At 62.6% G+C, this 26,555-nt stretch carries 29 protein-coding genes and 2 pseudogenes; 15 read left to right on the plus strand and 16 right to left on the minus strand.

Going from position 1 to position 26,555, the window contains the following annotated elements; translation table 11 throughout:
- Positions 1-62: 62 nt before the first annotated feature.
- Positions 63-1,200, minus strand: a pseudogene (locus CQW49_RS14560) (DUF932 domain-containing protein).
- A gap of 207 nt (positions 1,201-1,407) precedes the next feature.
- Between CQW49_RS14560 and CQW49_RS14565 the strand changes: the two are divergent.
- A complete protein-coding gene (locus CQW49_RS14565; protein ID WP_155931261.1) occupies positions 1,408-2,529 on the plus strand; it encodes a hypothetical protein in 1,122 nt (373 codons plus the stop codon).
- A gap of 413 nt (positions 2,530-2,942) precedes the next feature.
- On the opposite strand, the gene CQW49_RS14570 is transcribed toward CQW49_RS14565, so the two are convergent.
- The 6 genes from CQW49_RS14570 to CQW49_RS14590 all read right to left on the minus strand — a co-directional run bounded on the left by CQW49_RS14570 (position 2,943) and on the right by CQW49_RS14590 (position 8,018).
- On the minus strand, positions 2,943-4,154 hold the full coding sequence (locus CQW49_RS14570) for an ISAs1 family transposase (RefSeq protein WP_024749405.1): 1,212 nt from the start codon (positions 4,152-4,154) through the stop codon (positions 2,943-2,945).
- A gap of 604 nt (positions 4,155-4,758) precedes the next feature.
- Entirely contained in the window at positions 4,759-5,991 is a 1,233-nt protein-coding gene (locus CQW49_RS14575; RefSeq protein ID WP_244441295.1) for a type II toxin-antitoxin system HipA family toxin, read from the minus strand.
- Between the two features lie 44 nt (positions 5,992-6,035).
- Complete coding sequence (locus CQW49_RS14580; RefSeq protein WP_003615472.1) at positions 6,036-6,332, minus strand: helix-turn-helix domain-containing protein; 297 nt, start codon at positions 6,330-6,332, stop codon at positions 6,036-6,038.
- Between the two features lie 166 nt (positions 6,333-6,498).
- Positions 6,499-6,678 (minus strand): hypothetical protein, encoded by a 180-nt coding sequence (locus tag CQW49_RS24650; protein ID WP_155931260.1) that lies wholly within the window; start codon positions 6,676-6,678, stop codon positions 6,499-6,501.
- Between the two features lie 49 nt (positions 6,679-6,727).
- Positions 6,728-7,639 (minus strand): ImmA/IrrE family metallo-endopeptidase, encoded by a 912-nt coding sequence (locus CQW49_RS14585; protein WP_003615471.1) that lies wholly within the window; start codon positions 7,637-7,639, stop codon positions 6,728-6,730.
- Positions 7,626-8,018, minus strand: coding sequence for a helix-turn-helix domain-containing protein (locus CQW49_RS14590; RefSeq protein ID WP_003615468.1), 393 nt, complete (start codon positions 8,016-8,018; stop codon positions 7,626-7,628). Before CQW49_RS14590 ends, CQW49_RS14585 begins: the two co-directional genes overlap by 14 nt.
- Positions 8,019-8,180: 162 nt before the next feature.
- Between CQW49_RS14590 and CQW49_RS14595 the strand changes: the two genes are divergently transcribed.
- The 6 genes from CQW49_RS14595 to CQW49_RS14620 all read left to right on the plus strand — a co-directional run bounded on the left by CQW49_RS14595 (position 8,181) and on the right by CQW49_RS14620 (position 14,126).
- Complete coding sequence (locus CQW49_RS14595) at positions 8,181-8,891, plus strand: multiubiquitin domain-containing protein (RefSeq protein ID WP_003615466.1); 711 nt, start codon at positions 8,181-8,183, stop codon at positions 8,889-8,891.
- On the plus strand, positions 8,888-9,223 hold the full coding sequence (locus tag CQW49_RS14600) for a hypothetical protein (RefSeq protein ID WP_003615464.1): 336 nt from the start codon (positions 8,888-8,890) through the stop codon (positions 9,221-9,223). The genes CQW49_RS14595 and CQW49_RS14600 overlap by 4 nt, the downstream gene beginning before the upstream one ends.
- Positions 9,220-9,723 (plus strand): hypothetical protein, encoded by a 504-nt coding sequence (locus tag CQW49_RS14605; RefSeq protein ID WP_003615462.1) that lies wholly within the window; start codon positions 9,220-9,222, stop codon positions 9,721-9,723. The genes CQW49_RS14600 and CQW49_RS14605 overlap by 4 nt, the downstream gene beginning before the upstream one ends.
- Complete coding sequence (locus CQW49_RS14610) at positions 9,720-10,625, plus strand: HesA/MoeB/ThiF family protein (protein WP_003615460.1); 906 nt, start codon at positions 9,720-9,722, stop codon at positions 10,623-10,625. The genes CQW49_RS14605 and CQW49_RS14610 overlap by 4 nt, the downstream gene beginning before the upstream one ends.
- A 144-nt stretch (positions 10,626-10,769) precedes the next feature.
- Positions 10,770-11,906 (plus strand): AAA family ATPase, encoded by a 1,137-nt coding sequence (locus CQW49_RS14615; protein ID WP_003615458.1) that lies wholly within the window; start codon positions 10,770-10,772, stop codon positions 11,904-11,906.
- Between the two features lie 3 nt (positions 11,907-11,909).
- Positions 11,910-14,126 (plus strand): S8 family peptidase, encoded by a 2,217-nt coding sequence (locus tag CQW49_RS14620; RefSeq protein ID WP_003615456.1) that lies wholly within the window; start codon positions 11,910-11,912, stop codon positions 14,124-14,126.
- A 387-nt stretch (positions 14,127-14,513) separates the two neighbouring features.
- On the opposite strand, the gene CQW49_RS14630 is transcribed toward CQW49_RS14620, so the two are convergent.
- The 4 genes from CQW49_RS14630 to tnpA form a co-directional block, all read right to left on the minus strand.
- Complete coding sequence (locus CQW49_RS14630) at positions 14,514-14,747, minus strand: hypothetical protein (RefSeq protein WP_003616132.1); 234 nt, start codon at positions 14,745-14,747, stop codon at positions 14,514-14,516.
- 2 nt (positions 14,748-14,749) lie between these two features.
- Complete coding sequence (gene tnpC / locus CQW49_RS14635; protein WP_003616133.1) at positions 14,750-16,360, minus strand: IS66 family transposase; 1,611 nt, start codon at positions 16,358-16,360, stop codon at positions 14,750-14,752.
- Between the two features lie 68 nt (positions 16,361-16,428).
- Positions 16,429-16,776: an IS66 family insertion sequence element accessory protein TnpB gene (tnpB, locus tag CQW49_RS14640; RefSeq protein ID WP_024749862.1), complete on the minus strand. Its 348-nt coding sequence runs from the start codon at positions 16,774-16,776 to the stop codon at positions 16,429-16,431.
- Positions 16,773-17,135 (minus strand): IS66-like element accessory protein TnpA, encoded by a 363-nt coding sequence (gene tnpA / locus CQW49_RS14645; RefSeq protein ID WP_051418692.1) that lies wholly within the window; start codon positions 17,133-17,135, stop codon positions 16,773-16,775. Before tnpA ends, tnpB begins: the two co-directional genes overlap by 4 nt.
- Positions 17,136-17,240: 105 nt before the next feature.
- On the opposite strand from tnpA, the pseudogene CQW49_RS14650 reads away from it, so the two are divergent.
- The 7 genes and pseudogenes from CQW49_RS14650 to CQW49_RS14680 all read left to right on the plus strand — a co-directional run.
- Positions 17,241-17,453 (plus strand): annotated as a pseudogene (locus CQW49_RS14650) (P-type conjugative transfer protein TrbJ); the annotation flags it as partial.
- A 9-nt stretch (positions 17,454-17,462) separates the two neighbouring features.
- Positions 17,463-17,783 (plus strand): putative entry exclusion protein TrbK-alt, encoded by a 321-nt coding sequence (trbK-alt, locus tag CQW49_RS14655; RefSeq protein WP_003616419.1) that lies wholly within the window; start codon positions 17,463-17,465, stop codon positions 17,781-17,783.
- Complete coding sequence (gene trbL / locus CQW49_RS14660; protein WP_065083637.1) at positions 17,780-19,120, plus strand: P-type conjugative transfer protein TrbL; 1,341 nt, start codon at positions 17,780-17,782, stop codon at positions 19,118-19,120. Before trbK-alt ends, trbL begins: the two co-directional genes overlap by 4 nt.
- 3 nt (positions 19,121-19,123) lie before the next feature.
- Entirely contained in the window at positions 19,124-19,807 is a 684-nt protein-coding gene (gene trbF / locus CQW49_RS14665; RefSeq protein WP_003614930.1) for a conjugal transfer protein TrbF, read from the plus strand.
- A complete protein-coding gene (gene trbG, locus CQW49_RS14670; RefSeq protein ID WP_003614931.1) occupies positions 19,804-20,874 on the plus strand; it encodes a P-type conjugative transfer protein TrbG in 1,071 nt (356 codons plus the stop codon). Before trbF ends, trbG begins: the two co-directional genes overlap by 4 nt.
- Positions 20,871-22,079: a TraB/TrbI/VirB10 family type IV secretion system protein gene (locus CQW49_RS14675; RefSeq protein ID WP_003614932.1), complete on the plus strand. Its 1,209-nt coding sequence runs from the start codon at positions 20,871-20,873 to the stop codon at positions 22,077-22,079. The genes trbG and CQW49_RS14675 overlap by 4 nt, the downstream gene beginning before the upstream one ends.
- A complete protein-coding gene (locus CQW49_RS14680) occupies positions 22,076-22,333 on the plus strand; it encodes a DUF2274 domain-containing protein (protein ID WP_003614933.1) in 258 nt (85 codons plus the stop codon). The genes CQW49_RS14675 and CQW49_RS14680 overlap by 4 nt, the downstream gene beginning before the upstream one ends.
- On the opposite strand, the gene CQW49_RS14685 is transcribed toward CQW49_RS14680, so the two are convergent.
- Complete coding sequence (locus tag CQW49_RS14685) at positions 22,297-23,214, minus strand: LysR family transcriptional regulator (protein ID WP_040566420.1); 918 nt, start codon at positions 23,212-23,214, stop codon at positions 22,297-22,299. The genes CQW49_RS14680 and CQW49_RS14685 overlap by 37 nt on opposite strands.
- Before the next feature lie 380 nt (positions 23,215-23,594).
- Between CQW49_RS14685 and CQW49_RS14690 the strand changes: the two genes are divergently transcribed.
- Positions 23,595-24,218: a hypothetical protein gene (locus CQW49_RS14690; protein ID WP_003614935.1), complete on the plus strand. Its 624-nt coding sequence runs from the start codon at positions 23,595-23,597 to the stop codon at positions 24,216-24,218.
- Positions 24,219-24,247: 29 nt separating this feature from the next.
- On the opposite strand, the gene CQW49_RS14695 is transcribed toward CQW49_RS14690, so the two are convergent.
- The 4 genes from CQW49_RS14695 to CQW49_RS14715 form a co-directional block, all read right to left on the minus strand.
- Positions 24,248-24,601 carry a helix-turn-helix domain-containing protein gene (locus tag CQW49_RS14695; protein ID WP_024749636.1) on the minus strand — a complete coding sequence of 118 codons (354 nt, stop codon included), beginning with the start codon at positions 24,599-24,601 and terminating at the stop codon, positions 24,248-24,250.
- A gap of 150 nt (positions 24,602-24,751) precedes the next feature.
- A complete protein-coding gene (locus CQW49_RS26105; protein ID WP_274541223.1) occupies positions 24,752-24,877 on the minus strand; it encodes a hypothetical protein in 126 nt (41 codons plus the stop codon).
- A gap of 466 nt (positions 24,878-25,343) precedes the next feature.
- Positions 25,344-25,613, minus strand: a complete 270-nt coding sequence (locus CQW49_RS24205; RefSeq protein ID WP_115840145.1) for a TauD/TfdA family dioxygenase — start codon at positions 25,611-25,613, stop codon at positions 25,344-25,346.
- Entirely contained in the window at positions 25,583-26,383 is an 801-nt protein-coding gene (locus CQW49_RS14715) for a siderophore-interacting protein (RefSeq protein WP_051418684.1), read from the minus strand. Before CQW49_RS14715 ends, CQW49_RS24205 begins: the two co-directional genes overlap by 31 nt.
- Positions 26,384-26,555: the final 172 nt, after the last annotated feature.

A 26,555-nucleotide genomic window follows, 5' to 3' on the forward strand; every position in this document is an offset into this window, starting at 1 on the left:
CTGCGCCACCAATGTCGTCGAGGCGCTGCGCCGAAAGCATCCGGCGCAGCGATATCTGGCCGTCAGGCGGCGCGCGCGAGAAGCGCCTTGGCGCGGCCTTCGAGCTCCAGCCGCGCGTCCTGATGCGGCTTGGAGCGCGCGACAGCGGTAATGCCCGGCACGAAATCGAAAATGCTCTCCGGCGGCCGTCCTTCCTCCTCGAGAACGGCGGCGATCACTTTCGCCGTTTCCGCCTTGCTGAAGCCGCGCTTGCGTAGGAACGTCTCCCGTTCGTCGTCCTTGCGGGCGACGATGCGTTCACGCGCCGCCTTCACGCCCGCGATGAATGGAGCCGGTGACGACCGCGCGAAATTCTCGAGCGCCGGCGCCGCTTCATGGGCGAAGCGCTGCGCCGCGAATTTGCTGTGCCGAATGCTGATCTCCTCGAATCCTTCGACGCCCCACAAATTTCGATTCATACAAACCGCGCGTAGATAGAACGAGGCGATGCCGAGCGTCTTCGATCCGACCTCGCTGTTCCAGCAATAAAAACCACGAAAATACAAATCCGGATCGCCGTTCGGCAAACGGCCGGCCTCGATCGGATGCGTGTCGTCGACGAGGAAGAGAAAAACGTCACGATCGCTCGCATAGAGCGTCGTCGTCTCCTTGGTTACGTCGACGAACGGATTATAGGTCATCGTCGCCCAGTCGAGAACGCCGGGCACTTTCCAGCGCGTGTTGCCTGTGCCGTTTCCAGCGATTTTCATCACCGCGGCGACGAGTTCATGATCCCAAATACGGCCGTAGTCCGGACCGGTGACCGCACGGAGCGCGATCCTGCCGTCCTCCGCCTCGAGCGTCTTGACCAGCTCGGCGCGGTGCGAAAAGCAGACCGTGCTGAAGATTGACGCCGGCGAGCGGCGCCGGCAGCTCGCGCAGATAACCGGCGGGCGCCCCGACCATCGAGCAGAGCTGGCCGAAGCTCCAATGCGTCGGCGCGACCGGAGAGGCCGAGCCGGGCAGCATCAGCGTAAGGCGCTCGGCGTCGGCGCGACGCGCCTCCACCCGGATCGCCGCGCTCTCCACCGTTCGGACGTGGCTCCGTTCGGAGCGGCCGCGAACGGCGGCCAACAGATCCGACAACGACAGGTATCGCTCGTCGTCCGGCCGGGAGAACCATTCGGACGACACCCGGCCCACACGGTCGCCGCGAGACAAGTCGACCTTGAAACCAGAAGAGACGCTGAACTCGGAAGCGCCGAATTCCTTCGGCGAACCGGCGGCGACGTGGACGGAGGCCGCCGGGCGATGGTGCCGCTGTGCGGCCTATATTCGGCAATGTTTGAGACGAGCCCCCCAGACCTTTCTAGGGCGGTCAAGGCGCTCGGCAGCCTGGACGGCCTAGGATCCCGCCAAGCGCGATCCGTGCGGACGATGGTCGCTCGCAGGGCGATCGACGAGGTCGACGCTGTCAGCGAGGATGTCTTCGAATTCCTGGTCGATACGCTCGAACATGGAAGCAATCCAAACGAGCATACGGCTTTTGCCAAGGGCTTGGGCACCGCACTGTGGCGACGATCGCCCCTTCGTATCGTCGAGGCTATCACTTCAGGCGGGGTCTTGGGTCGAGCTTCTGCGGATGCGCTCTCAGACATTGATCCGGACCAACTGGTCGTCGGCCTGAAGGAGAACCCACGTATCGCTCGGCAAATCGTCGAGGCTAGGCCCTGCTTGCTTGAGCGCATCGACTTCTGGCGGATCCCCGACATCGAAGAGGGCCTAGTTCGCCTCGTGAAGGATGCCGCCGCAGGAAGAGTCGCAGCCGCGCTGCTCGCGGCAGGAAGATTCGGGCCCGCTTCCCTGATCATTGAACGGGTCGATCCCGGCGATCTCGTTCTGGCGTTGGAGTCGGGCGAAGCCGATGAGCTTGTCTTGGCTGCATGGCTTGAGGCTCTGCTTCGCAACGCCAACAAGGCCGCGGCGGTCCTGGCTTCCGGACGGGTCTCGCGCCGTTCAACGCTCGTCGCTCTGGCACGGGCGAGCGGTCCGGACGGAGTGCCGAACGATTATGGGGAGGATCCTTGGCTGATAGCCGTGAGGAGCGCCTCGGAGCCAATCAGCCAAAGCGATGAAGACTATCTTGCCGCTTTTTTGATGGCGCGGGCTCTCGGCCCAAGATCCCGCTCACGCGCGGAACTCATCTGCTTTGCTTACACCCAACTGTATCGCGCGCTGGACCAGAACCGTCTCCACGACGATGTCGAGCGCCTCGTCACGTGGCGTCTGGACTGGGGCGGCTGGTTTCAATCCGACTACTGCTCTCGGCTGAAAGCAACCGTGGTACGAAGGTTCGTCACCGACCACCTCGATCCCGAGATTTTCGGCCGGCTAACAGACGACGACGCTCTCTCGATGTCGCTAATCGACGAGATGGCCGAAACCGGAAGGGGGCGTCGCTACTTGGTAGAAGTTCGGAACCACCTGATGCATACGAATCAGAGAGACAACAGGGCGAGGGCTGATTACATTTTCGACAAGATCAAGTGACGCTTCTTGGTAGATGGAAATATTTCTTCAACCGCATGCTGCCGTCGCCATTCCCGCGAATGAATTCCACGCCGGCATGCTCCAGAGCGACGCTCATACGGTCGATCGTCGACGGATTGACCTGCTCAGGCTGACAAACGCATCGACCCACTACAACCGGGGGCTCGCTGCTCCACGCGCCGGAAAACCGCACCGCGATATCCGCAAATGCTCTCTCCTGCTTACAAAATTGCTTAAATGAGGCCGTCACGCTGACGATGTAAGCAAAAAACGCCCCGAAGGGCGCTCTTTAATCATTTGATTTTCATTGAGATTTTTGGAGCGGGCGAAGAGCTTGATTTCGCTCATTATTTACACCGGTTGTTGTTCGAGATCAACAGCCTTGCGCGGGCGCCCAGGGCTCTGAATCCGGGTTAACGGGCTGAGGCTTCCAAGGCGATGGCGAGATAATCCTCGCGCCAGCTGGCGATTTTTCTGCGGAGCTTGATGCTGGTGCGTGTGGGCTTTGTGGCCTTGCGCTGCGGTTTCATGGGCTTGTTCTCGGGCTCGGGGGCGGTGCGGATCATATTGATGGCGAAATGCCTGACGACGGCCATGTTTCTCGCGCCATGGCCCTTGCGCAAGCGGGATTGGTCTTCGGCGAAGACGACGTCGAGCACCCAATGCAGCTGGTTCTCTATGCCCCAATGGCCGCGCACGGCCTCGCCCGCCCGCTTCGCTGGGAGAAGGGCCGAGGAGATGTAATAGCGCGTCTCGAAGCGGCCGCGGTCGGCAAGTTCGGCCTGCGATTTGACGCGAATGATCGTCGCGGCGTTCGGCAGGCGCAGCTCGCCCGGAAAGCGGCGCTCGCCGTTCAGCCAGTCGATCTCGGTGATGACGCTCACGCTGCGCTGCTCGATGCGGCCATGGCCCTTGTCGAAATCGACGCATGTGTCGATCCGCGTCGCGGCGGAAAAAGCGCTCTCGATCTCGGCGCGCAGGGTCGGCTGATTGGCTTTGACCGCCAGCAGATAATCGGCGCCCTTGTCCACGATCGCCTGGGCGATCCTGGCGTTGGTGGCGATGGCGTCGATGGAGACGAGCGCGCCTTTCAGCGAGCCGCCTTCGGAAAGGCGATCGAGCAGGACGGGAATGGCCGATAGTTCATTGCTCTTGCCCTCGACCGCCTCCTGGCCGAGCACGAGGCGGCTCGTGGTGGCGAAGGCGGAAACGAGATGCAGCGGGGCTTTGTCCTCGGCGCGATCATGGCTGCGACGCGAGGTCTTCCCGTCGATGGCGATGAGCTCGGGTCGCTCCGGCCAGGTCTCGCGCACCCAGCCAGTGAAGGCCGCCGAGAACAGCGCCGGATCGACGCGGTTCATGAGCAGGGTGAGCCAGCGTCCGCCCGGCACGCCGTGCTCATAAGGCAAATAGCGGCGCAGGAAGCCGATGTTGGCCTTGCCCCAAGATGCAATAGCGTCGAAGTGATCGCAATCGGCCATGGAGGCGCAGACGACGAGCAGCAGCACCTCGCGAAGCGGATGCGCGACGCGCCAGGGCTCGCGCGGGTCGTCAATGATCGAGAAATGGTCGAGAAGCGCTTTCAGACGCGACTTCTCTTTGAAAACTGCGAAGGCGAGGCTCATCACGGCGGCTCCAGAATCACTCCGCCGATAGGGAATCACGCCTGAGCCCATCCGTTAACCGCCGTTAACCCGAATTCGGAGCCCTGCGCGGGCGCCCTTCCTCCCATGTTGCACGCCGCGTGGGACATTCCTGTTGGACGGGGTTGGAAGTGCCTCATGGGTTTCTAACTTTCGCGTACTTCAAGTACAGGAAAGTTATGAAATGCCATGCCTCGAAAGGGCATAATGGCCGAATGGAGCCCCGAAGACGCCGCTGGGAAGACTTCGGCGAAAGCCTGCCGATTTGCTCGCCAGCTCCACCGCCCGGTCGAGCAATGCGCCGCGATGGCGCGAGTCCTTCGGCAGACGCATGGGCATCGTCAGGCTGGTGGGTTCGCCACGATCCACGACCGCTGAATGTCCGCTTATTTGGCCGCTTTCGCTTCTGTCATAATGATATTTATATCAATAAGTTATGAAAATTCATCCCTTCTTTAAGTCCTTGATTTGTCCGCTTATTAGGCCGCTTTCGAGCCACGAACCGCTTCCTTGATGGGTGCGGCTACGCGCGCAAACGGAATCAAACCGCCTTCCGGATGCGCCCCATGAGCGATAGAACGCCTTTCTATAACTCACCTATGACCTGACGGCACCGGTCGGCGCGTTCCGTCAGCGCGTCGGAAAGCCTAGCCACGATTGAATGAGCGATTCCGTCGGACTCGGCGGCTCGGCGCACATCCGCCAGGTGGTCGGGGAGCATCGCCGCCATTTCCCGTATGCGGTGCAGAACTTCGTCGGCGTTCAGCCGAAGCTGCCCGGCGAACTTTCGCCATTGCGGCGCGCCGATGTCGCGGAGCTTGTAGGTATCACCGATTTTCATCGCCAGACGCACCCGGTGGGGATCGAAGCCGTAGGGCAGGATGCTGGCGATGTCGTAGAGCGGGGCAAGCCGCGCCCGCCCCTGGGCGCCGATCAGCAGCGAATAGTTCTTCGCGTGAGCGTCGGTTCCCGCGATCAGCCAGTTGAAAATGATGGCGTCGACGAAGCGTTGCACGTCCTCCTGGGGGCGGCCCGACACGGTTCTCAGGAGATCGACGGCCATGCGTGCGCCCGGTCCGCCCTCATTCTCGTATTTGCGTGTCGGCGGGATCGCCAGCGCCTGGCAAAAATCTTCCTGATGAACCCGGATGATCGCCGAATCTGTCCAATCCCGGTCATAGCGCTCGATCACGATGGCGACCTCGTCGCCAAACCATTGGACGCGTGAACGCGCGGTGAGCAGGCCGAGCCTGCTGGCGAGCGACATGCAGAGATGCTCATTCTCGGCGTGGCCGTCATATTCGCCGGTAGGCGGCTTGAGGATATGGGTCGTCGGCGTGCGTCCCGACGGGACGCCCCATCGCCCGTTCTCGCAAAGAAGGGCGGTCTTGGGCTGGGCTCCCGCCAGGCTGAACTGCCCCGTGTCGCTCGGCGTTCGCCATGCGGCATGGTCGGCCCGAAGCGTTCTCAGGCGTTCGGCGATGTCCGCCTCGTTCAGCCATTCCACCGCGCCCGGCTCCTCGCCGAGGATCGCATCGACCCTGTCGGGGCGGACGAACTGAACGGCGCCGGCGCAATCCTCGCCGACATGGGAGAGAAGCGCGAAGGGATTGCGCGCCGACACCTGAAACCGCCGCGCCCACCGGGCGAGCACGGCTTCATTGTCGGGCAGCAGCCCCCACAGGAAAGCGTCGATCGGCTGATGACCGTGCTTCTCTGCGGTGAGCGGCATCGAGAGCGAAAGCGGATAGGCGCCCTGTGCGGCGCGCCATGTCTCCTCGTAGATAAAGGCCAGACGCCCGCGCGGGTCGCGGATCACGCGCCCGACTTTGCGGCCATTGGCGAGAGCGAGGAGTTCGGCTGTCATCGGCGATCCCGCGTCCGATCAAGGACGCTGTCGATGTCGGGCGTTTCGATTGCGTCGGGTGTATTGGCTCCGGACACCCCGGTTTCGGTCGTGTCGAGCGACACACTGATCCCCAGGGCGTCGAGCGTACGCAAAATCAGCCCGATCTCCGCCCGCGTCTTGCCTTTCTCGACGTCGATGATCCATTTTCGGCTCACGCCAACGATTTTCGCCAGTCTATCCTGGTCGAGGTTCAACTGGCGGCGGCGCTCGCGGATCGCAGCGCCTAGTTCGAGGGCAGTTCGGATATTCATAATGACACCATTCGATAACATATTTATATGACATCGTACGGTGACATGTCAATATGTAAATGATCGGTGACATGGCGTATGTCTATCGTCGAAAGTCCGAGGCCCCGTCGACTGCGGAACTGTGCAGCTTCCTGCCCCCGATTTGGACAAGTCCTGCCGTGACTGCTTAAATTTTACCTCCGACGAGAAAGAACGTGACAGTGGCCGTTGGATCGTCGGCCTGCGGAATGAATTGCGGGTGCCAGAAGTCCGCGACTTTCGCCCGTGCAATCGTCGCGCAGAGTTCGCCCGTCCTTGAGGGTGTCGGCGAATTCAAAACCGGCTCTTCTGGCGCGTCATCCGTCATGAGTGTCTTCCAGAGGCACCGCGAGCCGAAAACCCGTCATCCGGCCTTGCTAGAAAATGATCACGCTGCGGGTGAGCGCTTTGATTGGATAAACGAGAATGAGGACGTTGAACGTGGTGTCGAACGCTTCGGCCACGCATTCATGTGCTTGGCCGTTGCGATCGGTGATCGAAACGGTGGTCGGGCGCGTCATTTTCCGCCCGATGGGAAGGACGCGCCCAAGCGAATGATCAAGGGTAATCACCTGTTCGCTCGGCCTGCCGAACTGCTCAAGGAAGGAAGGTGAGGCCTCGATGCGTCGCACCTCTGCACGGGTTCCTGCGCCATCGCAATAGGTGATCGGCTCAAGGACATAGACGACGCACGCCCGTGAATGGGTACGAGCGAACTCGCGGCATGACGCGTAGACGGAGGCGCCGAATTTTTTTGCAAGCTTTATCGGGGTTCTGATCTCCAGCTTGCAATCCGCGGCGAGTGCGGCGTAGCCATCGCCTTGAAACAGGACGAAGCGCGCAAAGTTGTTGGCTTCGCGCTCGAACAGATCGGAGGTTTCGGGGTCGAGCGTCTTCTCGCAATCTTGGAATAAGCGAAACAGCTTGCGGTGGGTCGGCAACTCATGGTGGCCAGCCTCATGCAGCTTGAGAAAATTTTGTTTCGAGGCGCTGACCGTATCGTCGATATGGATCAGGTCTTCGCCAGCGTCGTAGATGCCGAAGACTTTCGAGATCGCCGATTTGAGTGCGTTTGCTGCCGCCTCGGCCTTGCCGACGAGGTATTCCATGAGGCGAAGCGGATCGAATGCGCTTGCCGGGGCGATGCGGAGATTGGCGGCTTCCAGGATGACGGCTGTCGGCGTTGGGTAGACCTCCCAGGCGGAGGCTCGGTCGAGGGCGCGCCGTGCAGCGACGTGCACGGCGCGCAACGCATCGGGATCAATGCTGCTGTCGTCAGCTTTGGCCATCCGGCTTTTTCCTGCTGCGCAGATAGCCGAGGAACTGATGAAGCTGCGCCTCTTCTTCAGACGTGAGGTTGTGGCCAGCGAAGGTCGCGACGCGGCCATGGCGTTGGTCGCTGCCCCGCGATCGTGTCGGCACGACGAAGCCGGCGCGCTCCATTAGCTCTTCGTAAGGAACGGCGTAAAGTTCGGCGAGCGCATTAAGAATGTTCGGGTTTGGCTTCTTTATTTGATCATTCTCGATCTGGCTGAGGTAGGCGTTCGAGACAATCTTGCCGGTACGCTTTTCCACCTCACGCAGCGTGATCCCGCGGTCATTGCGGATGGAGGCGAGATACTGCCCCAGCGTGAGCTTGATCTCGGCCCCCACGCTCTTCTTGGCCATGGTTAGGGTTCCCATTTAGGTAATTGTTTCACCACGGCTAATTACGCCTTTCTGCTTGAAATGTCAAGCGCGCTTGATATTTGCTTGACACTCTTAGCGTGCTGCCGTATCTTAGCATTGTGTCCGGCGCGGTGCCGGGGAAAGAAAAGGAATGAAAACGCCATGGAAAATATGGTTTCAAGCGGCCAGAGCCGCAATGAAAAGGCAAATTGCCAAGTGTCGCGTCGCCCCGGCGCGGACGGCCTGTTCTTCACCGAAGTGAACGGCACAATCGTGAAGTTCTCGGTGCCGACCCCCAAGGGCGAGCGGGTCCTCGACAAAGCGGGGTGCATGCCGGCGGGAGATTACGTCCTCATCCAGCTCTTGCGCCATAGCAGCCAGTCGGTAGGTCTCGATGAGACGGTTGATCTAGCGGTGGAAGGCGCTGAAGAGTTCCGCGCCTTCAAAAGCGACCGCATCTTCCGCTTCACGCTCAATGGCCATGGCTTCGAGTGGGGCGTGGCCAATATCCCGGAGCCCGAACTGCGCGCAGTTGCGCATGTGCCGGACGATGAGATCATCGTGCTGGAACGTGAAGGCCATGACGTGGACCTCGCGGCAGCGGATGTGCTCGATCTTGGCGGCGCCGGCACAGAGCACTTGCGGACTGAAAAGACTCTCGTGACAGTGTACTTCGAAAACGAGCTACGCGAGTTACCCCGCGGCGTCTACACCACGGAGCAGCTGAAAATCCGGTTCGGCGTCCAGGAGGGCTATATCCTCGAAGTCATTAACGAGGAAGGCAACCTTACGCCGCTGAAGCCGGATGAGAAGACCCGCCTCAAGAACGGCATGCGGTTCTTCGAGCAGGTCCCGTGCGGGGGCTCGTCATGAGCGACAGCGCCAAGGAACTCGCGCAGCTAAAGGCGATGCATGGCAGTGCCGTCCTCCTTAAGGAGGGCGGCCAGCCGGTTGCGCTGTTGCCGACTTTCGGCTTTACCGCCGCCGGCGGGAAAGCCTTCCGCATGGACCTCTTGCTCGTGCCGTTCATGCACTCGGGCTACGTCACGCGGTTGTTCTTCGAGCGGCAGATCGCTGACCGGGGAAGCAACTGGACTCAGCATCGCCTGGTCGAGCGGAACTGGTGGGCACCGTCGTGGAACTATGTGCCGGCCTCGCTGCGATGGACACAGATGTTGCTGGCGCATTTGAGGGCTGTCGAATGAATATCCGTTTCAAGATTACGCGTGCGCTGCTCGCAACCATCCGTATCGATCTTCAGCGCCCGCATCCCTTTGCCCACGAGCGTGTCGGCTTCATCGCGGCGGGCATGGCGGCAGCGCATGATGAGCTACTCATTTTGGCGCGCGCCTATCAGCCAGTGCGCGATGACGAATACCTCCGTGATTCGAGCGTCGGCGCCATGATGAGTGCCGAGGCCATCCGGCGCGCCCGGCAGTGGGCAATGAATGACCGCGCCGCGATATTTCATGTCCATACGCACGGCGGGCTCGGCGTTCCCGGTTTTAGTGGTACGGATATCCGGGAGAATGCGAAGTTTATTCCGAATTTCGTTTCCGTCGCGCCGCACAGCGCGCATGGCGCCATCGTGCTGAGTGATACCGCCGCCTTTGGTCAAGTATGGTTGGATCGGAAATCGCCCCAGCCCTTCATCACCGTCTTCTCCGAAGTCGGCACGCCTATTCGCACCTGGAGAGCCGCATGAGCCGCCTTGACCGGCAAAGCTTCCTTGGCCCGCAAAGCGACGCCATCCTCGAAGCATCCACCATCGGCATTGTGGGTTTGGGCGGCGGTGGCTCACACGTCGGCCAGCAAGCCGCGCATATGGGCATCGGCGGTTTCGTTATCGCCGATCCGGACCTCATCGAAGACACCAATACCAACCGCCTGATCGGCGGCACCTTGGCCGATGTGGCGACGGACGTGCCGAAGGTCGCGATTGCCGAGCGCTTGATCCGCGGCTTGCAGCCCGCGGCGCGGATCGTGTCGGTGCAGGCGGACTGGCGCGCCGCTGTTGATGACCTGAAGCTTTGCGACGTCATCGTTGGCGCGGTGGACAGCTTTAAGGAGCGTGAACAACTGGAGCGATTTGCACGCCGACACCTTATTCCGTACATCGATATCGGCATGGATGTGCACGAGCTTGGCGGAAAGGGATTTCTCGTGAGTGGGCAGGTAATCCTGTCGATGCCCGGCGCGCCCTGCATGCGCTGTTGTGGCTTCATCACAGATGAGAGGCTGGCGCAGGAGGCCAAGCTCTATGGCGCGGCCGGCTCGCGACCGCAGGTCGTGTGGTCGAACGGCGTGCTGGCGTCAACCGCGGTCGGATTGCTCACGCAGTTACTGACCGCTTGGTACCCGAATCCGCCGAGCTTCGTTTTTCTCGATTATGACGGCAATCGCGGAACCATTAATCGCAACCAGCGCATGGATCACTTGAAGAATCATGTGTGCTCGCACCATCCACCCGATGAGACGGGCGACCCCATGTTCGATATCCGCACGCAGGCGTTGCGGCCACGGCCGAAACCTGCGCCAACCAGCGCCGCGCCACCGGTCTCATGGTGGCGAAGGATGTGGAATCGCTTGCGCCGGCGCGCCGGATGAAAGCCGGCGCCAATTTCGTCCGGTTATAACTAGCTGGAGTTAAGTGAGTTATCTATTTTATGGGCGACTTATGAATCAATGTTTGAAAACTCGTCCACCGGTCTCTAACATGCCGTATCCCATAGTTTGAGACCCGGAAGGCCGATGACCCAAGAGAATAAGAAGATGGATATTGAAAGCGACTTTCTGCAGCTGGCCCGCATCGCGCTGTCCGGGCGGCCGCAGGATGTCCATGTCATCTTGCGCCGGGTCGTCAAGCGGTATCATCTCCTTATGCCCGCGCTTGCGGAAGCATTGACGACACTTCTGCACGAGTCGCCCTCGCAGGCCTCGCCGTTGCGCCGACAGGCCGAGATCCCCCTCCCGGTTGATCTCGATTCGCGGCTTCACCTCATGCGCGTCGAGGCCGACCCCGTGCTCGACCACGAGCCGGTCTTCGCCCCGAGCCTAGAAGTATCGCTCCGCCAGTTGATCGAGGAGCGGAAAAATCCGCAGGCGCTCGCGCGAGCGGGCCTTGATCCGACGCGGGCGGCGCTGTTCCTCGGTCCCCCCGGCGTCGGCAAGACTATGGCGGCGCGATGGGTCGCACGCGAACTCAAGCGCCCGCTGCTCATCCTCGATCTCGCGGCGGTGATGAGCAGCCTCTTGGGGCGGACGGGCATCAACCTGCGGCACGTCCTTGAATATGCCAAGACAATCGACTGCGTGCTGCTTCTCGATGAGCTGGATACGATTGCCAAGCGGCGTGACGACCATGGCGAGATCGGCGAGCTCAAGCGGCTTGTCACGGTGCTCATCCAGCAAATAGATGATTGGCCGTCGTCAAGTGTATTGCTGGCGGCGACGAATCACCCCGATTTGCTCGATCCCGCGATCTGGCGTCGCTTCGAACTGCATGTGGAGTTTCCGCTTCCCGACCAGGAGGCGATCGTACGCTTCGTCGAAAGCTCCTTGCATCCGTATTTCGCGGCCGCCGGGGAGTGGAGTAGTCTGCTCGCGGTGGCGTTCGACGGTTGTTCGTTCAGCGACATTGAGCGCGGTCTTTCGGCAGCACGGCGCAGCGCGGCGCTCGGGGGTATGCCGTTGGAAGAGAGTCTTGCGGGCCTCGTGACGGGCAAATCCATTGCGCGAAGCAAGCGGATCAATCTGGCCACGGCGCTCGTCGATCAGGGGCTGCTTTCGCAGCGCCGGGCCCGCGAACTCACCGGCGTCGCGCGGGATACGATCCGGAGCCGGACTGCCGCCTCGAAGACGAAGGCAAAACCGAAAGAAGGAAGCTAGGCGATGGCGAAGCGGAACTTCCTGCTCGGCAAGGGCGAACGCCTCGTTGAAGACGTCGCGGGCGTGCGCGGCGGCGCGCCCAAAAGCCACCCCTACACTTTCGCGGAAGCCAAAGACCGAATTGTGCCGATGCTAGCCCGCGTCGTGCGCGGGATTGATCACCTGCCGCCGGAAGCCTGCCCGAATGATGCCGCCGTCGCGGCGGTAACGCTCAACCCGGAATACATCGCCAAATCCTACTTCCCTGAAAAACTCCTTGAGGCGGTCGGGCTGGAGCCGGTCGGAAGCCGGCCTCGCCGCATCACGCCGGAGAAGCGATCGAAAGGCCGCGAACCCGAGGAGGCGATCACGACGGAATTGTTCGTCATGGGGCCACGGTCTGCGTTTCGCGCCTGGCGCTCGCAGCTGGTCAACTTCGCCGAGGACGCTGTTGGCGCCAAAGACTTGCCGTCCATTGAGCAGATATCAGCGCCGACGGCGCGCGATAAGGTCAAGGGCCGCGTGCCAAAAACAGGGAAGGTTGTCTTCGAGGTTGTCCTGCACAGCAGCGGCGGCGTGAAGGGTGTCGTCACGCAATTTCAGGAATATCTGAAAAAGATTGGGCTCGAGCAGCCGCTCGGCCGCCGCTTCGATGCCGGTGGCCTATCCTTCGTTGAGCTTGAAGCGCCTGTGGAGGCGGTCGAGCGTATCGCGACCTTCACGCCCGTCCGCGCCGTGCGGCAGATGCCGATGCTGCGTATCCTGCGCCCGAGCTTTCGTTCATCGCGTGTTCCGATGGAGACGATTGAGCTTTCGACGAAAGGTCCCGTTGATCCAAGCATCCGCGTCGCCATTTTCGACGGTGGTCTTCCCAAGGGCCATCCGGTGACGAAGTGGGCGAAGCCGATTGATCCACCTGGTATTGGGGCTGCATGGGACGAATTTCAAAAGCACGGCGTCGGCGTGACCTCGGCGTTTCTCTTCGGACACATTGATCCATCTAAGCCGCTCGGCCGTCCCTATGCGCCGGTGGATCATTACCGCGTTCTCGACACGATGCCGGGCCAGGATCCGCACGAGCTCTATGAAGTCCTTGGCCGCATCGACAGCGTACTGGTGAATAAGAAGTATGATTTCATCAACCTCAGCATCGGCCCATATCCCCCCGTCGAGGACGACGACGTTCACGCTTGGACGGCAGTGCTGGATGATCGCCTGTCGCACGGCGACACGCTTGCGACCATCGCCGTCGGCAATAACGGAAGCCGCCCAGCGAAGGACGGACTCAATCGCATCCAGGTTCCTTCCGATTGCGTCAACGCGCTCGCGGTCGGTGCCTGCGACAATTACGAGACGCCGTGGCAGCGTTGCGTCTACAGCTCCGTTGGCCCGGGCCGCAGTCCCGGTGTTGTCAAGCCTGACTTCGTGGAGTTCGGCGGAAATCTTCAACGTCCCTTCATCGTCGTGCATGACGGCAGAGAGCTGGCGCTGGAAGCAACCGAGGGCACGTCTTTTTCCGCGCCGTCGGTGATGCGACTTGGCGCGGGCGTGCGGGCGCATTTCGGCACGAACCTCGGTATCCTTGCCATTCGCGCGCTGCTGGTTCACACGACAGAGCCGTCGGACTTTCCCTGCGAAGACGTTGGCCGTGGCCGCGTCGCCCGTTCTCTGGACGAGATTGTTCTCTGTGACGACGACACGGTGCGCGTCGTCTATCAAGGCATCATTGCGCCCGCGCGCTACATCCGTGCGCCAATCCCGGTGCCGTCCGGCACCATTCCAGGCAAGGTCACGATCACCGCAACGCTCTGCTACCCGACCGGGGTCGATCCGCATCATCCGGGGAACTACACGCGCGCCGGCCTTGAGCCGACCTTCAGGCCCCATGACCAGAAGCGCAAGGACCCCAAGCAGGCGCATCCGGATAGCAAAGGCTTTTTCGGCAAGACGCAAAGCGGGCTGATGGAGGACGAGCTGCGGCGCGACGCGTGGAAATGGGAAAACTGCCTTCACACCAGCGTGACCTTCATGGGCAAGACCCTGCGGAACCCGGTACTCGACATACATTATAACGCCCGTCAGGCAGGCCGTGACTTTGCGCCCAAGGAAGCCTTGCCTTACGCGCTGGTCGTGAGTGTTCATGCCAAACATCTCGGCGATCTTTACGATAGAGTCGTCCGCAAATACGCCAAGCAACTGGAAGCTCTGCGACCGGTCGTGGAGATTCCGGTCAACACATGAGCCGCGCCGGGCACTGTGCCCGCAGCTGCCGAAGTCGTCGGCGCGCGGCTTGTTGAAGCGTGGGTGAAGCGACAAGCGTCCGACGTTTGCCGACGTATGGCGTCGTCGACTGAAGAGTTAGAGGAGGAAGGGGCCACGATGACAGGGTTGAAGGTCGAGAGAGAGTCTTTCGGCTGGCCCGTCATGGAGACCTCTTATGACAACTGCCCAAGCAAAAATCGTCCTGAACCAGTCGCAGGATATCCCCTTCAACAAGCTGACCCTCTCGCAGGCCAATGTGCGGAAGGTGAAGGCCGGCGTCTCAGTCGAGGAGCTGGCCGAGGATATTTCACGTCGCGGGCTTCTGCAGAGCCGTAAGCATTCGCCGTGGGCCGCAGGACCGTCGCGTCAGCGCTCTCGAGGCAACTTCATCTCTTTGTGGATTTTGATGAGTTCGACGAGGTTTTCGATGCCGAAGTCGGTGAATGCCAGGATCTCGAGGTCGCCGAGGCCATAGACCCAGATCACGCCATCCTCGGGCTCCATTTCATTGGCGACGTCATGGAGGAAGTCGACGCTTTCGCTGAGCTGCGCAGCGATACGATCGATGGTCGTGACGTGAGAGACCTTGTTGACGTGCATGGTCAGGCCGCCAGCGCCGGCGCAGCTTTATCCTTCTGGCGCCAGTTCCACGGCAGCAATTCATCGAGCCGATGCGCCGGATGCGCGGCGATGCGCGCGAGGACGTCGGCGAGCCAGGCCTGCGGATCGACGCCGTTCATCTTCGCTGTGACGATGAGCCCATACATAGCGGCGGCGCGCTCGCCTCCACGGTCAGACCCGCAGAACTGCCATGATTTTCGTCCCAGAGCAATTCCCCGCAGTCCACGCTCGGCTGCATTGTTCGAGACGCAAACGCGCCCGTCGTCGAGGAACAGCGTGAAGGCCGGCCATCGCTTCAGCATATATTGCATCGCTTTGGCAAGATCATGTCCACGCGAGAGCTTGGCGACCTGTTCGCGCATATAGCTCTCGAGCGCGTCGACGAGAGGTCGGCTCGACGCTCGGCGAACGGCGAGGCGTTCTTGCGCGCTCTTGCCGTTGATCGACCTCTCGATCTCGAACAGCGCATCGATGCGGCGCACGATCTCTATCGCGATCGGCGACAAAGGAATCTCCTTTTTCCCCGCCGCCTTGCGACGGACGTTCGCATCGATGTCGGCCATGACGAAGAACGGGCGCCGCGCGTGCGCCCAACACGCCGCTTCGAGAATCGGACCAGGCTTGCGCTCCGCTGCATACAGCTTGTTGTAGCCGTCATAGGCGTCCGCTTGCAGAATGCCGGAGTAGTTCGCCAAATGGGTCTGCGGATGTTCGCCTTTGCGATCACGCGAGTAATAGAAAATCGCAGCGGGCGGTCCGGCGCCGTCGAAGGGCGCATCGTCGCGCACATAGACCCAGCAGCGGCCGGTGTCGGTTTTGCCCTTCGCCAGCACGGGCACGATCGTATCGTCGCCATGCAGGCGCTCGGCAGAGAGAACATGCTCTTCTATGAGAAGGCGCAGTGGCTCGAGCGCGGCGCAAATGGAGCCGATCGCATCGGCCATGGTCGACAAAGCGATCGGCGCGCCTTCGAGCGCATAACGATCCGCCTGACGGTTCAGCGGCTGATGCTGGCCGAACTTCTCGAAAGCGATCATCGCCAAAAGGCTCGGCCCCGCCCAGCCGCGCGGAACGACATGGAATGGCGCCGGCGGCTGCGTGATCTTCTCGCAGTCCCGGCAGGAGAACTTTTCCCGCACGGTCTCGATCACTTTCCACTGACGCGGCGTCGTCTCCAATGTCTGCGTCACATCCTCGCCGAGCTTGCGCAGGCGCTGGCCGCCACAGCAGGCGCAGCTCGTCGGCGCCTCGATCACGACGCGCTCGCGCGGCAGGTGTTCCGGGAAGGTGTTGCGCTCCGGCCGTTTGCGCGCGAAGCCGGCGACCGCCGTCGTCTTCGCGACCGCCTGTTCCGCGGCGATCTCGTCTTCCGTCGCGCTCGCTTCCAGCTCTTCGAACATGAGCGCCAATTGCTCGAGAAGACGCGCCGACCGCTCCGATTTCTGCCCGTATATCTGGCGCTCCAGCTTGGCGATCTGAAGCTTCTGCGCGGCGATCAGCGCCATGTCTTCCGACGCCTTCGCGCGCGCGACGGCGAGCTCGGCTCTCAGCGCGGCGTTTTCGTCCAACAGGGCTTTGCCGATGGCGTCCATATAGCGAGTGAATCACAAATCTTTCGATTTGTGGCGCCCCAAAATGCGTCCGACCCCAGCTTTTTCGCTCATCCCGCGCTTGCTGGACGCCATGTCGATTGCGGATTTCGCCAATCAATTCCCTCGAGCATATAGGCCATCTGGGCGGCCGAAATCGACACCGCGCCCGCGCTCGCCGAGGGCCAGATGAACTTTCCACGGTCGAGCCGCTTGGCGTATAACGACAGGCCGAGCCCGTCGTGCCAGAGGATTTTTGCGAGATCGCCGCGGCGCCCGCGGAAAATGTAGAGGTCACCGGCGTGAGGATCGCGTTGCAACTGCTCTTGAACCTGAAGCGCCAGGCCCTGCATGCCGCGTCGCATATCCGTATGGCCGGTGGCGATCCAGACCCGGCAACCCGCAGGCAAGGGAATCATGAGCGCAGCGCCTTCAAGGTCGCAGCGATCACGGAAGACGGCGCCGTGGCGCTGATCTTCACACGCACGTCGTTCAGCTCGACTTCGACGACGCCGGCCGCGGATTCTTGCAGCGGCTGTTCCTGTGACGTCGCCACTCGCGGAGCGGGCTCGATGATCACCGGCGAAAATCCGCACACAGCGGCGCTCGCCTCCCGCTGCGCCGCGCGCCGCCATTTGTAGACGAGGCTCGTGCAAACATCCTCGCGCCGCGCCACATCGGCGACCACCGCGCCCGGCTCGGCGATCGCCGCCAATATCCGCGTCCGGTCTTCGTTTCTCCATCGGCGCCGTCGTTCGCCGCCCGTGATCAATGTCATCCGACCCATGCTGTGCAGCTTGCCTCGCTCATAAAGCCGACTTAGCTGCGCAGCTTCGCTCTATTCCATCGATTTTGAAAAGGCGGCCCACGGCGTAGGGATACGCTGCAAGCGGCCCAGGCCGGCAATCAGTTGCTCGCTCTGCAATCGCAGCAACTCTCCGATCTCGTCGCCGTGGTCGCGGCGAAGAGCCGCGCCGATGCGCTCGAGCAATCGCGCATCACGGCGACGGAGTCGCAAGGACGGGAGCAATACCGGCGCTTTTCGACGCGCTCCGGCTATCAGCCGGGCAATGTCACCATGTTCCATGGCAATTGAGGCGCGGCCATGGAACGATGGGACGTATGGCGCGCCGGCGCGATCCTCATTCTGATCGCCACATTGGTCGCGACGCTCTCTGCGCTCGATGCGCCGCCGATCATTCGTGACGCCAGCACGGCCTTCGCCATCGATCCGGACGATCTTTCCGCCGAGCTGCGCCGATGCAGCGCGCTCGGTCTCCAGGATGCCGAAGACGAGCGCTGTGAGGCGGTCTGGACGGAGAACCGCCGCCGCTTCTTCGGCAGGCCGGCGCGGCCGACGCCTCCCACGGCCGCGCCGGCCGTTTCCTCTACGTCCCCCTCCAAATCGAAAGGCGCCGCGCCATGAACAATGTCGGCGTCATCGATACATTCCTCAACACTTTCACCACCTATATCGATTCCGGCTTCGGCCTGCTGAAGGGCGAGGTCGCCTATCTCTCCTCCACGCTGATCGCGATCGACATCACGCTCGCCGGCCTGTTCTGGGCCTGGGGCGCCGACGAGGACGTGATCCAGAGGCTCGTGAGGAAGACGCTCTACATCGGCTTCTTCGCTTTCCTGATCACCAACTTCAACAAGCTCTCGGGAATCGTCTTCAATAGTTTCGCTGGCGTCGGCCTCGAGGCCGGTGGCTCTTCGGTGTCGACCGCCGATTTCCTGCGGCCCGGCCGTCTCGCCCAGGTCGGTCTCGACGCCGGCCAGCCACTGATCGACGCGGCGAGTCAGATGATGGGCTTTGCGTCCTTCTTCGCCAATTTCGTTCAGATCGCCGTGCTGATAATTTCCTGGCTGCTGATCATCATCGCCTTCTTCATTCTCTCCGTGCAGCTCTTCGTTACGCTGATCGAGTTCAAGCTGACGACGCTCGCCGGCTTCGTGCTCATTCCCTTCGCGCTCTTCAACAAGACCGCCTTTCTCGCCGAGAAGGTGCTCGGCAATATCGTGGCGTCGGGCGTGAAGGTGATGACGCTCGCCGTCATCGTCGGCGTCGGCTCGGGTCTCTTCTCACAATTCACGACGAGCTACGGCGGCGAGCAGCCGACGATCGAGCAGACGCTCTCCGTCGTGCTCGCCGCGCTCGCCATGCTCGGTCTCGGCATATTCGGTCCCGGCATCGCCACCGGCCTCGTCTCCGGCGCGCCGCAGCTCGGCGCCGGCGCAGCGGTCGGAACCGGCGTCGCCGTCGCAGGCGCAGGAATGCTCGGAGGCGCGGCGCTCGGCCTCGCCGGAAGGGGAGCAACGGCCGCCGCCTCGGGAGCCGCCGCCACCGCGCGCGGCGGCGCGAGGCTCGCCGGCGGAGCGGCGTCGGCCTATGCGCTCGGCTCGGCCGGGGAGTCCGGGCCTTCGGCTGTCGCCGCAGGGCTCGCCGGCGTCGGCAAGGCGGCGGGCGCCGTCGCAGCGGCTCCCTTCCGGCGCGCGGCCGCTCGCGCGACGAATTCCTTGGCCGAGAACTATTCCGCCGGCGCCCGCGCCGCCTTCACGGCGACCGGCGGCTCGGCGACCACAGGCGCAGGTGGTGACGGAGCAATCAGCGCTCCGCCCGGGAATGCGCCGCCCGCCTGGGCGCGGCGCATGAAGCGCAATCAGCTCGCAAGCCACGGCGCGACGACCGCCGCGCATGTCATTCAGTCCGGCGACAGCCACGGCGGCGGCCATTCCGTCGATCTCTCACAAGAGGAATAGACCATGTTCCGACGCGCCTCGGTGCGCTATGGGCGCACGCCAGAACCGGAAACGCCCTATCAGCGAGCCGCGCAAGTCTGGGACGAGCGCATCGGCTCCGCACGCGTCCAGGCGAAGAACTGGCGGCTGATGGCTTTCGGCTCTTTGCTCTTGTCCAGCGGCCTCGCGGCCGGTCTCGTCTGGCAGTCGACCCATGGGACCGTCGTCCCCTGGGTCGTGGAAATCGATCGGCTCGGCGAGGCGCGCGCCATCGCGCCGGCGACCGCCGATTACACGCCGTCCGATCCGCAAATCGCCTGGTATCTCGCCCGCTTCATCAAGGACGTGCGCGCCGCGCCCGCCGACCCGGTCGTCGTCCGACAGAGCTGGCTGCAGGCCTATGACTTCACGACGACGGCCGGCGCCGCCGCGCTCAACGATTACGCCCGCGCCAATGATCCATTCGCCAAGCTCGGCAAGCAGCAGATCGCAGTCGACGTCTCCAGCGTCATCCGCGCCTCGACCGACTCGTTCCGCGTCGCCTGGATCGAGCGCCGCTATCAGGACGGCACGCTCGCCGACACCACGCGATGGACGGCGATCCTCACGATCATAATCCAGCCGCCGACCGATGCCGATCGCCTCCGAAAGAATCCTCTTGGCGTCTACGTCAACGCCATCAACTGGTCCAAGGAGCTCGGACAATGACCCGGCCGAATTTCCTGAATGCCGGCGATCCGGCTCTGCGCATTGCCGTGAACATGCGCTTTCGGAAAGAAGGAAACGCGTCTTTCCGTAAAGCCGGCTTTGCGATTCTCCTCATCTCCGCGCCTTCGCTCGCCGGATGCGCGAAATTCATTCCGCCGGATATCGATTATGATGACGCCGCGCCGGCGCGGCTCTCCGCCGATCCGCCCGCGCCGGTGAAAATCGTCACCCTCGCCAAGCCGCTTCCCTTGCCTGGGCAATTGAAACCGCTGCATGGCGGCAAGGCGCCGCCCGAGCCTGCCGATCCGGCCGTGCGCGTCAATCAGGCCAACGCCGCCGCCCGCGTGCAGCCTATACGCGACGGATTCATCAATGCCGTGCAGGTCTATCCCTTCTCGGGCGGCGCGCTCTATCAGGTCTATGCCGCGCCAGGACAGATCACTGACGTCGCCTTGCAGGAGGGCGAGCAGCTCGTCGGCTCCGGACCGGTTGCCGCCGGCGACACGGTCCGCTGGATCATCGGCGACACGGAGAGCGGCGCGGGCGCGACCAAAAAAATTCACATCCTCGTCAAGCCGACGCGGCGGGACCTCGTCACCAATCTCGTCGTCAACACAGATCGGCGCACCTATCTGCTCGAGCTGCGATCGACCGAGAAGACCTATATGGCCTCGGTCTCCTGGCAATACCCGGAAGACCAGCTCATCGCTCTGCGCCGTCAGAACGCCATTGCGGAGTCCGCTGTGCCGATCGCAACCGGGGTCGACGTCTCCGCGCTGAACTTCCGCTACGCGATCCAGGGCGACACTCCCGCCTGGCGGCCGCTGCGCGCCTTCGACGACGGATCGAAGGTCTATATCGAATTCCCGACCGGCATTCGCCAGGGCGAGACGCCGCCGCTCTTTGTCATCGGTCCGGCCGGCGGCTCGGAGCTGGTCAATTATCGTGTCAGCCGCAATTACTACATCGTCGATCGCCTCTTCGCCGCCGCAGAACTGCGCCTCGGCGATGCGGACAGCGAACGGCGCGTGCGCATCGTCCGCACCGACGGAAGGCCTCGGTCATGACGTCGAACTCGAATGACGAGCGGTTCGCCGCGTCGCCGCCGGTCACGCCGGACCTTCGCCTGCGAGGCGAACGTCCGCGCGTGACGCGGCTATCGCGCAAGGTGCTGATCGGCATGGCGGGCGTCGTCGCCCTCGCGATTGCCAGCGCGCTCGGCTACGCTCTGCAGCCTCGCGACAGGACCGGCGCGACCCAGGAACTCTACAACACGCAAAATCGTCCCGCCGCCGACGGCCTCGCGAATCTGCCCAAGGACTATACCGGATTGCCGCGCCCGGCGCCGCCGCTCGGACCGCCTCTGCCGGGCGATCTCGGCCGGCCCATTCTGAATGCTGGCGTGGCCGCCAATACGACGATCGTCGGCGCATCGGCTTCCGATCCCGAAGCGCAGCGCCGCGCGCAGGAAGGTGAGGCTGCGCGCGTGAGCCGGCTCTTTGCTCAGACGAGTGAGCGCGAGAGGCCGATCACGCCGATCGCTCCGACCACGATTTCCGCGGCCGACGCCGGCGTCGCGGCGCCGTCTTCTGTCGACGCCGGCTCTGCCCAGAACATGCAGGATCGCAAGACCGCTTTTCTGACTGCTTCCACCGATCGCCGCACTGTCAGTCCCGATCGGCTCACCAAGCCTGCGTCGCCCTACATCGTCCAGGCCGGCACTGTCATCCCGGCCGCGCTCATCACCGGCCTCCGCTCCGATCTGCCCGGACAGATCACCGCCCAAGTGACCGAGGCGGTCTACGACAGTCCCACGGGGAAATTTCTGCTCATCCCCCAGGGCGCGAAGCTCATCGGCCAATATGACAGTTCCGTTGCCTATGGCCAAAGGCGCGTGCTCCTCGCCTGGACACGGCTCATCATGCCCAATGGAACCTCGATCGTGCTGGAGCGGCAGCCCGGCGCCGATGCGGCGGGCTATGCCGGCCTCGAGGACGAGGTCGACGATCATTGGGACATGCTGCTCAAGGGAGCCGCGCTCTCGACTTTTTTCAGCGTCGGCGCCGAAGCCGGAACGACGAACAGCGAGAACAGCCTCATCCAGGCGATCCGCCGCGGCGGCTCCAACAGCGCGAGCCAGACCGGGCAATTGCTCATTCAACGCCAGCTCAATGTCCAGCCCACTCTCACCATCCGGCCGGGTTTCCCCGTCCGTGTGCTGGTGACGCGGGATCTTCTATTGGCTCCATACAAGGAAGGAACGGCGCCGTGACGAAATTGAAGCTCGGTCCGCTCGCCGACGACAAGCCTGTCAAAATCACCGTCGAGATTCCCGCGTCTCTGCATCGCGATCTCACCGCCTATGCGGACGCGCTCGGCAGAGCCAATGGGCAAAACATCGCCGATCCACTCAAGCTGATCGTACCCATGCTTCAGCGCTTCATCGCGACCGACAGAGCCTTCGCGAAGACTCGAACGCGTACGAAACCTCAATCCGATGTCGCGGAAACCGAAAGGTCGGGATAGCGGGCGCGCAACAGATCGAGAAATGGTTGCAGCATCGGACTGCCGTTCGTCTCTTTCCAATAGGCCGCGAACTGAAGCCGCATTTGCCCACAGTCGCCATGCAGCTCGCGATGGGCCACTCCGGGGCAGACGAAGCCGACGGCGCCTTCGAGCAGCGGCGCGACGCCATAGCCGGCGCCGACGAGGCTCAGCAGCCTGTCGAGGCTCACATCCTGATAGCTGATACGCAAAGAATCCGAGCCGCCGGCCTTCACGCTCAGCAATTGCTCGAGCTCGGAATCGACGCCGCTCCGCGTCAGCAATATCCGATTGTCGCAAAGCTCCCGCCATTTGATCGCTGGCCGATTGTTGAGCGGGTGATGTTCCGGAACGGCGACGACGACCCGTTCGCCCCAGAGCGGCAGAACGCGGTCGTTCCACCTTCCGCCGCCGGAGGTCAATATGGCGACGTCGATCGCGCCGGCGACGAGCTCGCCGAGCAATCCCTCCTTGGCGCCATCGACCAAGAGAATATCCGCATCCGCGATCTGGCGGCGCAACTCCGCGAGCGTCTCCCGCAGATTGCCCGCTGAGAGCGACGAGCAGATCCCAATTCGCAATGGCCTGCGTCCGCCATTGCGTCGCGTTTTGAAAGTGAGGAAGAGGCGGTCCGCTTCGTCGACGAGGGGCCGCGCCAAATCCAAAAATTCCCGACCGACCGGGGTGAGCTTCGTTCCGCCGGTCGTGCGCTCGAACAAATCCACGCCGAGCTCACATTCGAGATCGTGCAATCGACGGCTGAGGGTGGATTGACGCGTGTTCAGCGTCTCCGCCGCTTGCCGGAGGCTTCGATGCCGCGAGGCGACAAGAGCCCATTTCAGATCTCGAAGCTCCGAATTCACCTGAAAAGCCCGGTTTCACAAGCTGATTTCCAGAATCGGATATGCCGGCGACAGGGCCGCCATCGGCCGTTCTAATGCTTCCTACTTCATTGAAAATAAATGGCCTTTTAAAGGCCGCCTATCGAGCGGCTATCGCTTTGCAAGCTATAGGTTTTTCGGCGAACGGACCCGATTCCTCCTCAATCGATGCGCCGTCCCGAACAGCCCGACCGCTCTGCGGCGCAAAGATATGGAGGCCCGCGTTTTCCAATATGCGTTGCTAAAATGTTCTAGCCGGCTTACCTTTTCCCGGCTGCAATTTCATGAGCAGCGGCCGAACGGGATGCTACCAACATCCCGCCCGGCCTGACCACAACCCACGCTTCTGAGGAGCCTGGATCATGGCTGATTCTGAAGATAGCACGACTCCGCCCGCCGTTAGCTGGCGAGCCATTTTGCGAGGAACCGGCGTCTTGCCGTCCGGGAAGACGACTGGAGGGGCGCCGTCCGACCCTGCGCTGCAGCTTTGGCGGAATTGGCAAGCCAATCACACTGAGGTCATCGCGCTGACGCGCCAGTGGCAGCGGATCGAGAAGAAGCTCATTCACTCGGTCGGCATCCCCGAGGTCGCGATCCGCATTTCGGGCGAGGAGGAGCCGAAAATCGCTCAATCGGTCGACGAGATCGAGGAGCTGGTCGCGAATGAGCCCGCGATCGAGAGAGAAGCGCTGCTCGCGGCATTCGACGAGCGGCAAAAGCGATGGGACGAGGCGGCGGCGACGCTCGGCTTCGACGCCGTCGACGCCGAACTTCGAGCCGCTCTCGGCAAGGAGCGCGATTTTGTAGCGTCGGTCCCGAAGACGAAAGCCGCCAGCCTGCCGGGTGTCGCGGCCAAGCTCGCTATCCTCATTCAGCTCGGCGAGCCGAGCCCGACAGATGCCGAATTTCCCTGGCCCGAACTGCGCTCGGCGCTCGCAGATATCGCCCGGCTGGCGTCGCCGGAGGCGGCGGTCTCGCCGATGTGATCCTCGCGCTCGGGTCCATGGTCGCTCGGCTATGGACCCGGCTTCTTCCGAATGTGCCGTCTTTGCGCCGGCCCCGCACTTTTGCGAGCCGGCTTCGCGCCTTTCTTGGGCTGCGCCTTCGTGCTCGCGCTTTCAGTCGATGTCGTGGACGACGATTTCGCTTCCGCAGTTTCGCTCGCAGGCCTCAGAAGCTCGAGCGCCGGGATTCCGAGAGCGTCGGCGAGGCGACCGACCACGTCGACTGTCGCCGAATAGACGCAGCGTTCGATCGAGCTGATATAGGTGCGGTCGAGCTCCGCCCGATGGCCGAGCTCCTCCTGCGACAGGCGTTGTGCCCGTCGATATTTCCTCAGATTGCGCGCCAGCGTCTCTCGCATTTTCATGACGAGAACCAGCCAGCTTGAAGAGTATTTAGCTACGGAGTATACTCTACAAATGGTAGCGTCCGGTTCGAGGAGGGGAAGCGCCGGCGCGGCAGAGGGGGCGAGTCCGTAAACGACCGAGAGTCCGAATATGCGTGAGAAGCATCTGGGTCACGCCGTCTCTTTGGCGACGATTTTGTTGAGCACGCGCGAGCAGTTCGCTCGCGCGCTGCGTGACGCAGCAATGGCGAGCATCAGAGCGAGATCGAGAGGCGCGGGTTTCGACCAGCCGATCATCTCCCGCTACTTCCTTGAGTCGCACGTCGACGACGCTCTCTATCTGATCGGCAGAGACGGGCTCGACGCGCTCGAGAGCAATGTCCGCTTCGCGGTCGACGAAATGATACGAGAGGCGTTGGAAAACATGAGAATGCGACGAACGGACAGTTAGTCGATCGCGTTCTCGGTGCGCCGGCTGCGGCGACGCATTGCGCTTGCGCCATCGGGAGCTAACGTTTCCTGATCAGCAGCACGATTGACGTTGATCAATTTCAAAAATTCGTTTTGGGAGCATCTATCGTGGAAAGAAGAATAACTCTCACTGACATAGACCGCCCAGGAGAGGCGCTCGAAGTCGATATCATCGCCGCCGACGAGGCGTCTTTGACGTTGGCGGTGCCGAACACATCCGTGCAATTTCGACTATTCCGTCACAGCCGCCAGGCTCCCTACCAAGGATCGCTGGGCGGACGGAGCTTTTGCTTCATTCCGCGCGCTGTTGATACGAAAGCAGCAGCTCGCCAATAGTCCTGGTGAAGGCGTGTTGCTGCGCGTCATCGAGATGGAGCCCGTCGAGTACGACGACGCCGCGCTGCTCGAGAACGTCACGAATTCTCGCGGCATGGCGGCCGCTCAGCAGAGCGGCGACATCTCTCTCAATCTCGAGCCCTGAATTTCGTCGAAAGCGAGTGCGGCGGGAGAGCTGCCGGGGGTAGGATCGCTTTAGTCGAGCCCCTTCTTTCCCGCCGCCCAATAGGCTTTCACGCTGGTCTGCGCCCTCGCGATGGCATGTTCCTCGAGGATGCCGCGGACCCGGCGGATCGAGGAGGCCTTACCCGACAAGATGTAGGCATCAGGCGCCCAGTCGGAGATGATCGTCCGCAATTCGGCTGCGACGGCGTTCAGATGCGTTTCTCCGGCGGCGCGGGGAATGAAGGTGGCGCGCAGCGGGCTGCAACTCCGCCAGACCCGCTCCGACTCCGCCACCGAAGAGACCTCGAACAGCAAGATGGGGGCGCCCTCCGGGCCATAACTCGAGGCGAACGCCAGCGCCGAGCCGAAAGTGGTTTCATCGCCGAACAGGAGGCCCAGGTCGTCTCCGACGCGCTCGAGATCGAGCGAGCGCCGCGGCCCGAAGAACGCGCACGCCTCGCCCTCCTGCACCGTCGACGCCCAGGCCGAGCCGGGACCGTCGCCATGCGTGAAGACGAGAATCTGGGTCTGGCCCGCGACACTGTCCCAGTTGATGGGCGTGTAGGTGCGGTTCGCGCCTCCGCCAACGCTGATCTGGATTTTCGCGCCGGGCGCCCAGGCGACAGATTTCAGCGCGTCGCCGACGAAAGTGATCCGCCGGAAATGCTCTGACAACGTCTCCACCTTCGAGACCGTCGCCTGCCGGAACAGCAGTCTCACCAGCAGCGCCGTCAGCCGGCCGGGCGCTTCCGAATCTGGCGTGGCGCTCAACGAATCCGTCATATCGACTCCTTGCCCGGGATTGACCTTGCAAATGCAGATCGAGTTCATAGCGGAGTTGCGTCATGGCGTCATTGCGCAAGCATGCCTGGTTATATTTGAAACCGGCCATTGATCGGCCACGGACCCCGGCATGGAAATTCGCCGCGCAGCGCGCCGAGGCGACGCCGGCGGGGCGGCTGGTTCTCCTCTCCGCGCGAGGTACCAGAAGCTGCAGTGGAAG

The organism is Methylosinus trichosporium OB3b (genome assembly GCF_002752655.1).
Lineage (GTDB): Bacteria > Pseudomonadota > Alphaproteobacteria > Rhizobiales > Beijerinckiaceae > Methylosinus > Methylosinus trichosporium.

Bases quoted from the DNA above. Each gene is read 5' to 3' on its own strand.
- CQW49_RS14580 (WP_003615472.1), bottom strand. From the start codon at position 6,332: ATGAATATCCGAACTGCCCTCGAACTAGGCGCTGCGATCCGCGAGCGC.
- CQW49_RS14695 (WP_024749636.1), bottom strand. From the start codon at position 24,601: ATGAAAATGCGAGAGACGCTGGCGCGCAATCTGAGGAAATATCGACGG.
- trbK-alt (WP_003616419.1), top strand. From the start codon at position 17,463: ATGGAACGATGGGACGTATGGCGCGCCGGCGCGATCCTCATTCTGATC.
- CQW49_RS14630 (WP_003616132.1), bottom strand. From the start codon at position 14,747: ATGCACGTCAACAAGGTCTCTCACGTCACGACCATCGATCGTATCGCT.
- tnpA (WP_051418692.1), bottom strand. From the start codon at position 17,135: ATGACATTGATCACGGGCGGCGAACGACGGCGCCGATGGAGAAACGAA.
- CQW49_RS14715 (WP_051418684.1), bottom strand. From the start codon at position 26,383: ATGAACTCGATCTGCATTTGCAAGGTCAATCCCGGGCAAGGAGTCGAT.
- trbL (WP_065083637.1), top strand. From the start codon at position 17,780: ATGAACAATGTCGGCGTCATCGATACATTCCTCAACACTTTCACCACC.
- CQW49_RS14585 (WP_003615471.1), bottom strand. From the start codon at position 7,639: ATGGCCAAAGCTGACGACAGCAGCATTGATCCCGATGCGTTGCGCGCC.
- CQW49_RS26105 (WP_274541223.1), bottom strand. From the start codon at position 24,877: ATGATCGGCTGGTCGAAACCCGCGCCTCTCGATCTCGCTCTGATGCTC.
- CQW49_RS24650 (WP_155931260.1), bottom strand. From the start codon at position 6,678: ATGACGGATGACGCGCCAGAAGAGCCGGTTTTGAATTCGCCGACACCC.
- CQW49_RS14610 (WP_003615460.1), top strand. From the start codon at position 9,720: ATGAGCCGCCTTGACCGGCAAAGCTTCCTTGGCCCGCAAAGCGACGCC.
- CQW49_RS14620 (WP_003615456.1), top strand. From the start codon at position 11,910: ATGGCGAAGCGGAACTTCCTGCTCGGCAAGGGCGAACGCCTCGTTGAA.
- tnpB (WP_024749862.1), bottom strand. From the start codon at position 16,776: ATGATTCCCTTGCCTGCGGGTTGCCGGGTCTGGATCGCCACCGGCCAT.
- CQW49_RS14690 (WP_003614935.1), top strand. From the start codon at position 23,595: ATGGCTGATTCTGAAGATAGCACGACTCCGCCCGCCGTTAGCTGGCGA.
- CQW49_RS14590 (WP_003615468.1), bottom strand. From the start codon at position 8,018: ATGGCCAAGAAGAGCGTGGGGGCCGAGATCAAGCTCACGCTGGGGCAG.
- CQW49_RS14615 (WP_003615458.1), top strand. From the start codon at position 10,770: ATGACCCAAGAGAATAAGAAGATGGATATTGAAAGCGACTTTCTGCAG.
- CQW49_RS14600 (WP_003615464.1), top strand. From the start codon at position 8,888: ATGAGCGACAGCGCCAAGGAACTCGCGCAGCTAAAGGCGATGCATGGC.
- CQW49_RS14675 (WP_003614932.1), top strand. From the start codon at position 20,871: ATGACGTCGAACTCGAATGACGAGCGGTTCGCCGCGTCGCCGCCGGTC.
- tnpC (WP_003616133.1), bottom strand. From the start codon at position 16,360: ATGGACGCCATCGGCAAAGCCCTGTTGGACGAAAACGCCGCGCTGAGA.
- CQW49_RS14570 (WP_024749405.1), bottom strand. From the start codon at position 4,154: ATGAGCCTCGCCTTCGCAGTTTTCAAAGAGAAGTCGCGTCTGAAAGCG.
- CQW49_RS14595 (WP_003615466.1), top strand. From the start codon at position 8,181: ATGGAAAATATGGTTTCAAGCGGCCAGAGCCGCAATGAAAAGGCAAAT.
- trbG (WP_003614931.1), top strand. From the start codon at position 19,804: ATGACCCGGCCGAATTTCCTGAATGCCGGCGATCCGGCTCTGCGCATT.
- trbF (WP_003614930.1), top strand. From the start codon at position 19,124: ATGTTCCGACGCGCCTCGGTGCGCTATGGGCGCACGCCAGAACCGGAA.
- CQW49_RS14605 (WP_003615462.1), top strand. From the start codon at position 9,220: ATGAATATCCGTTTCAAGATTACGCGTGCGCTGCTCGCAACCATCCGT.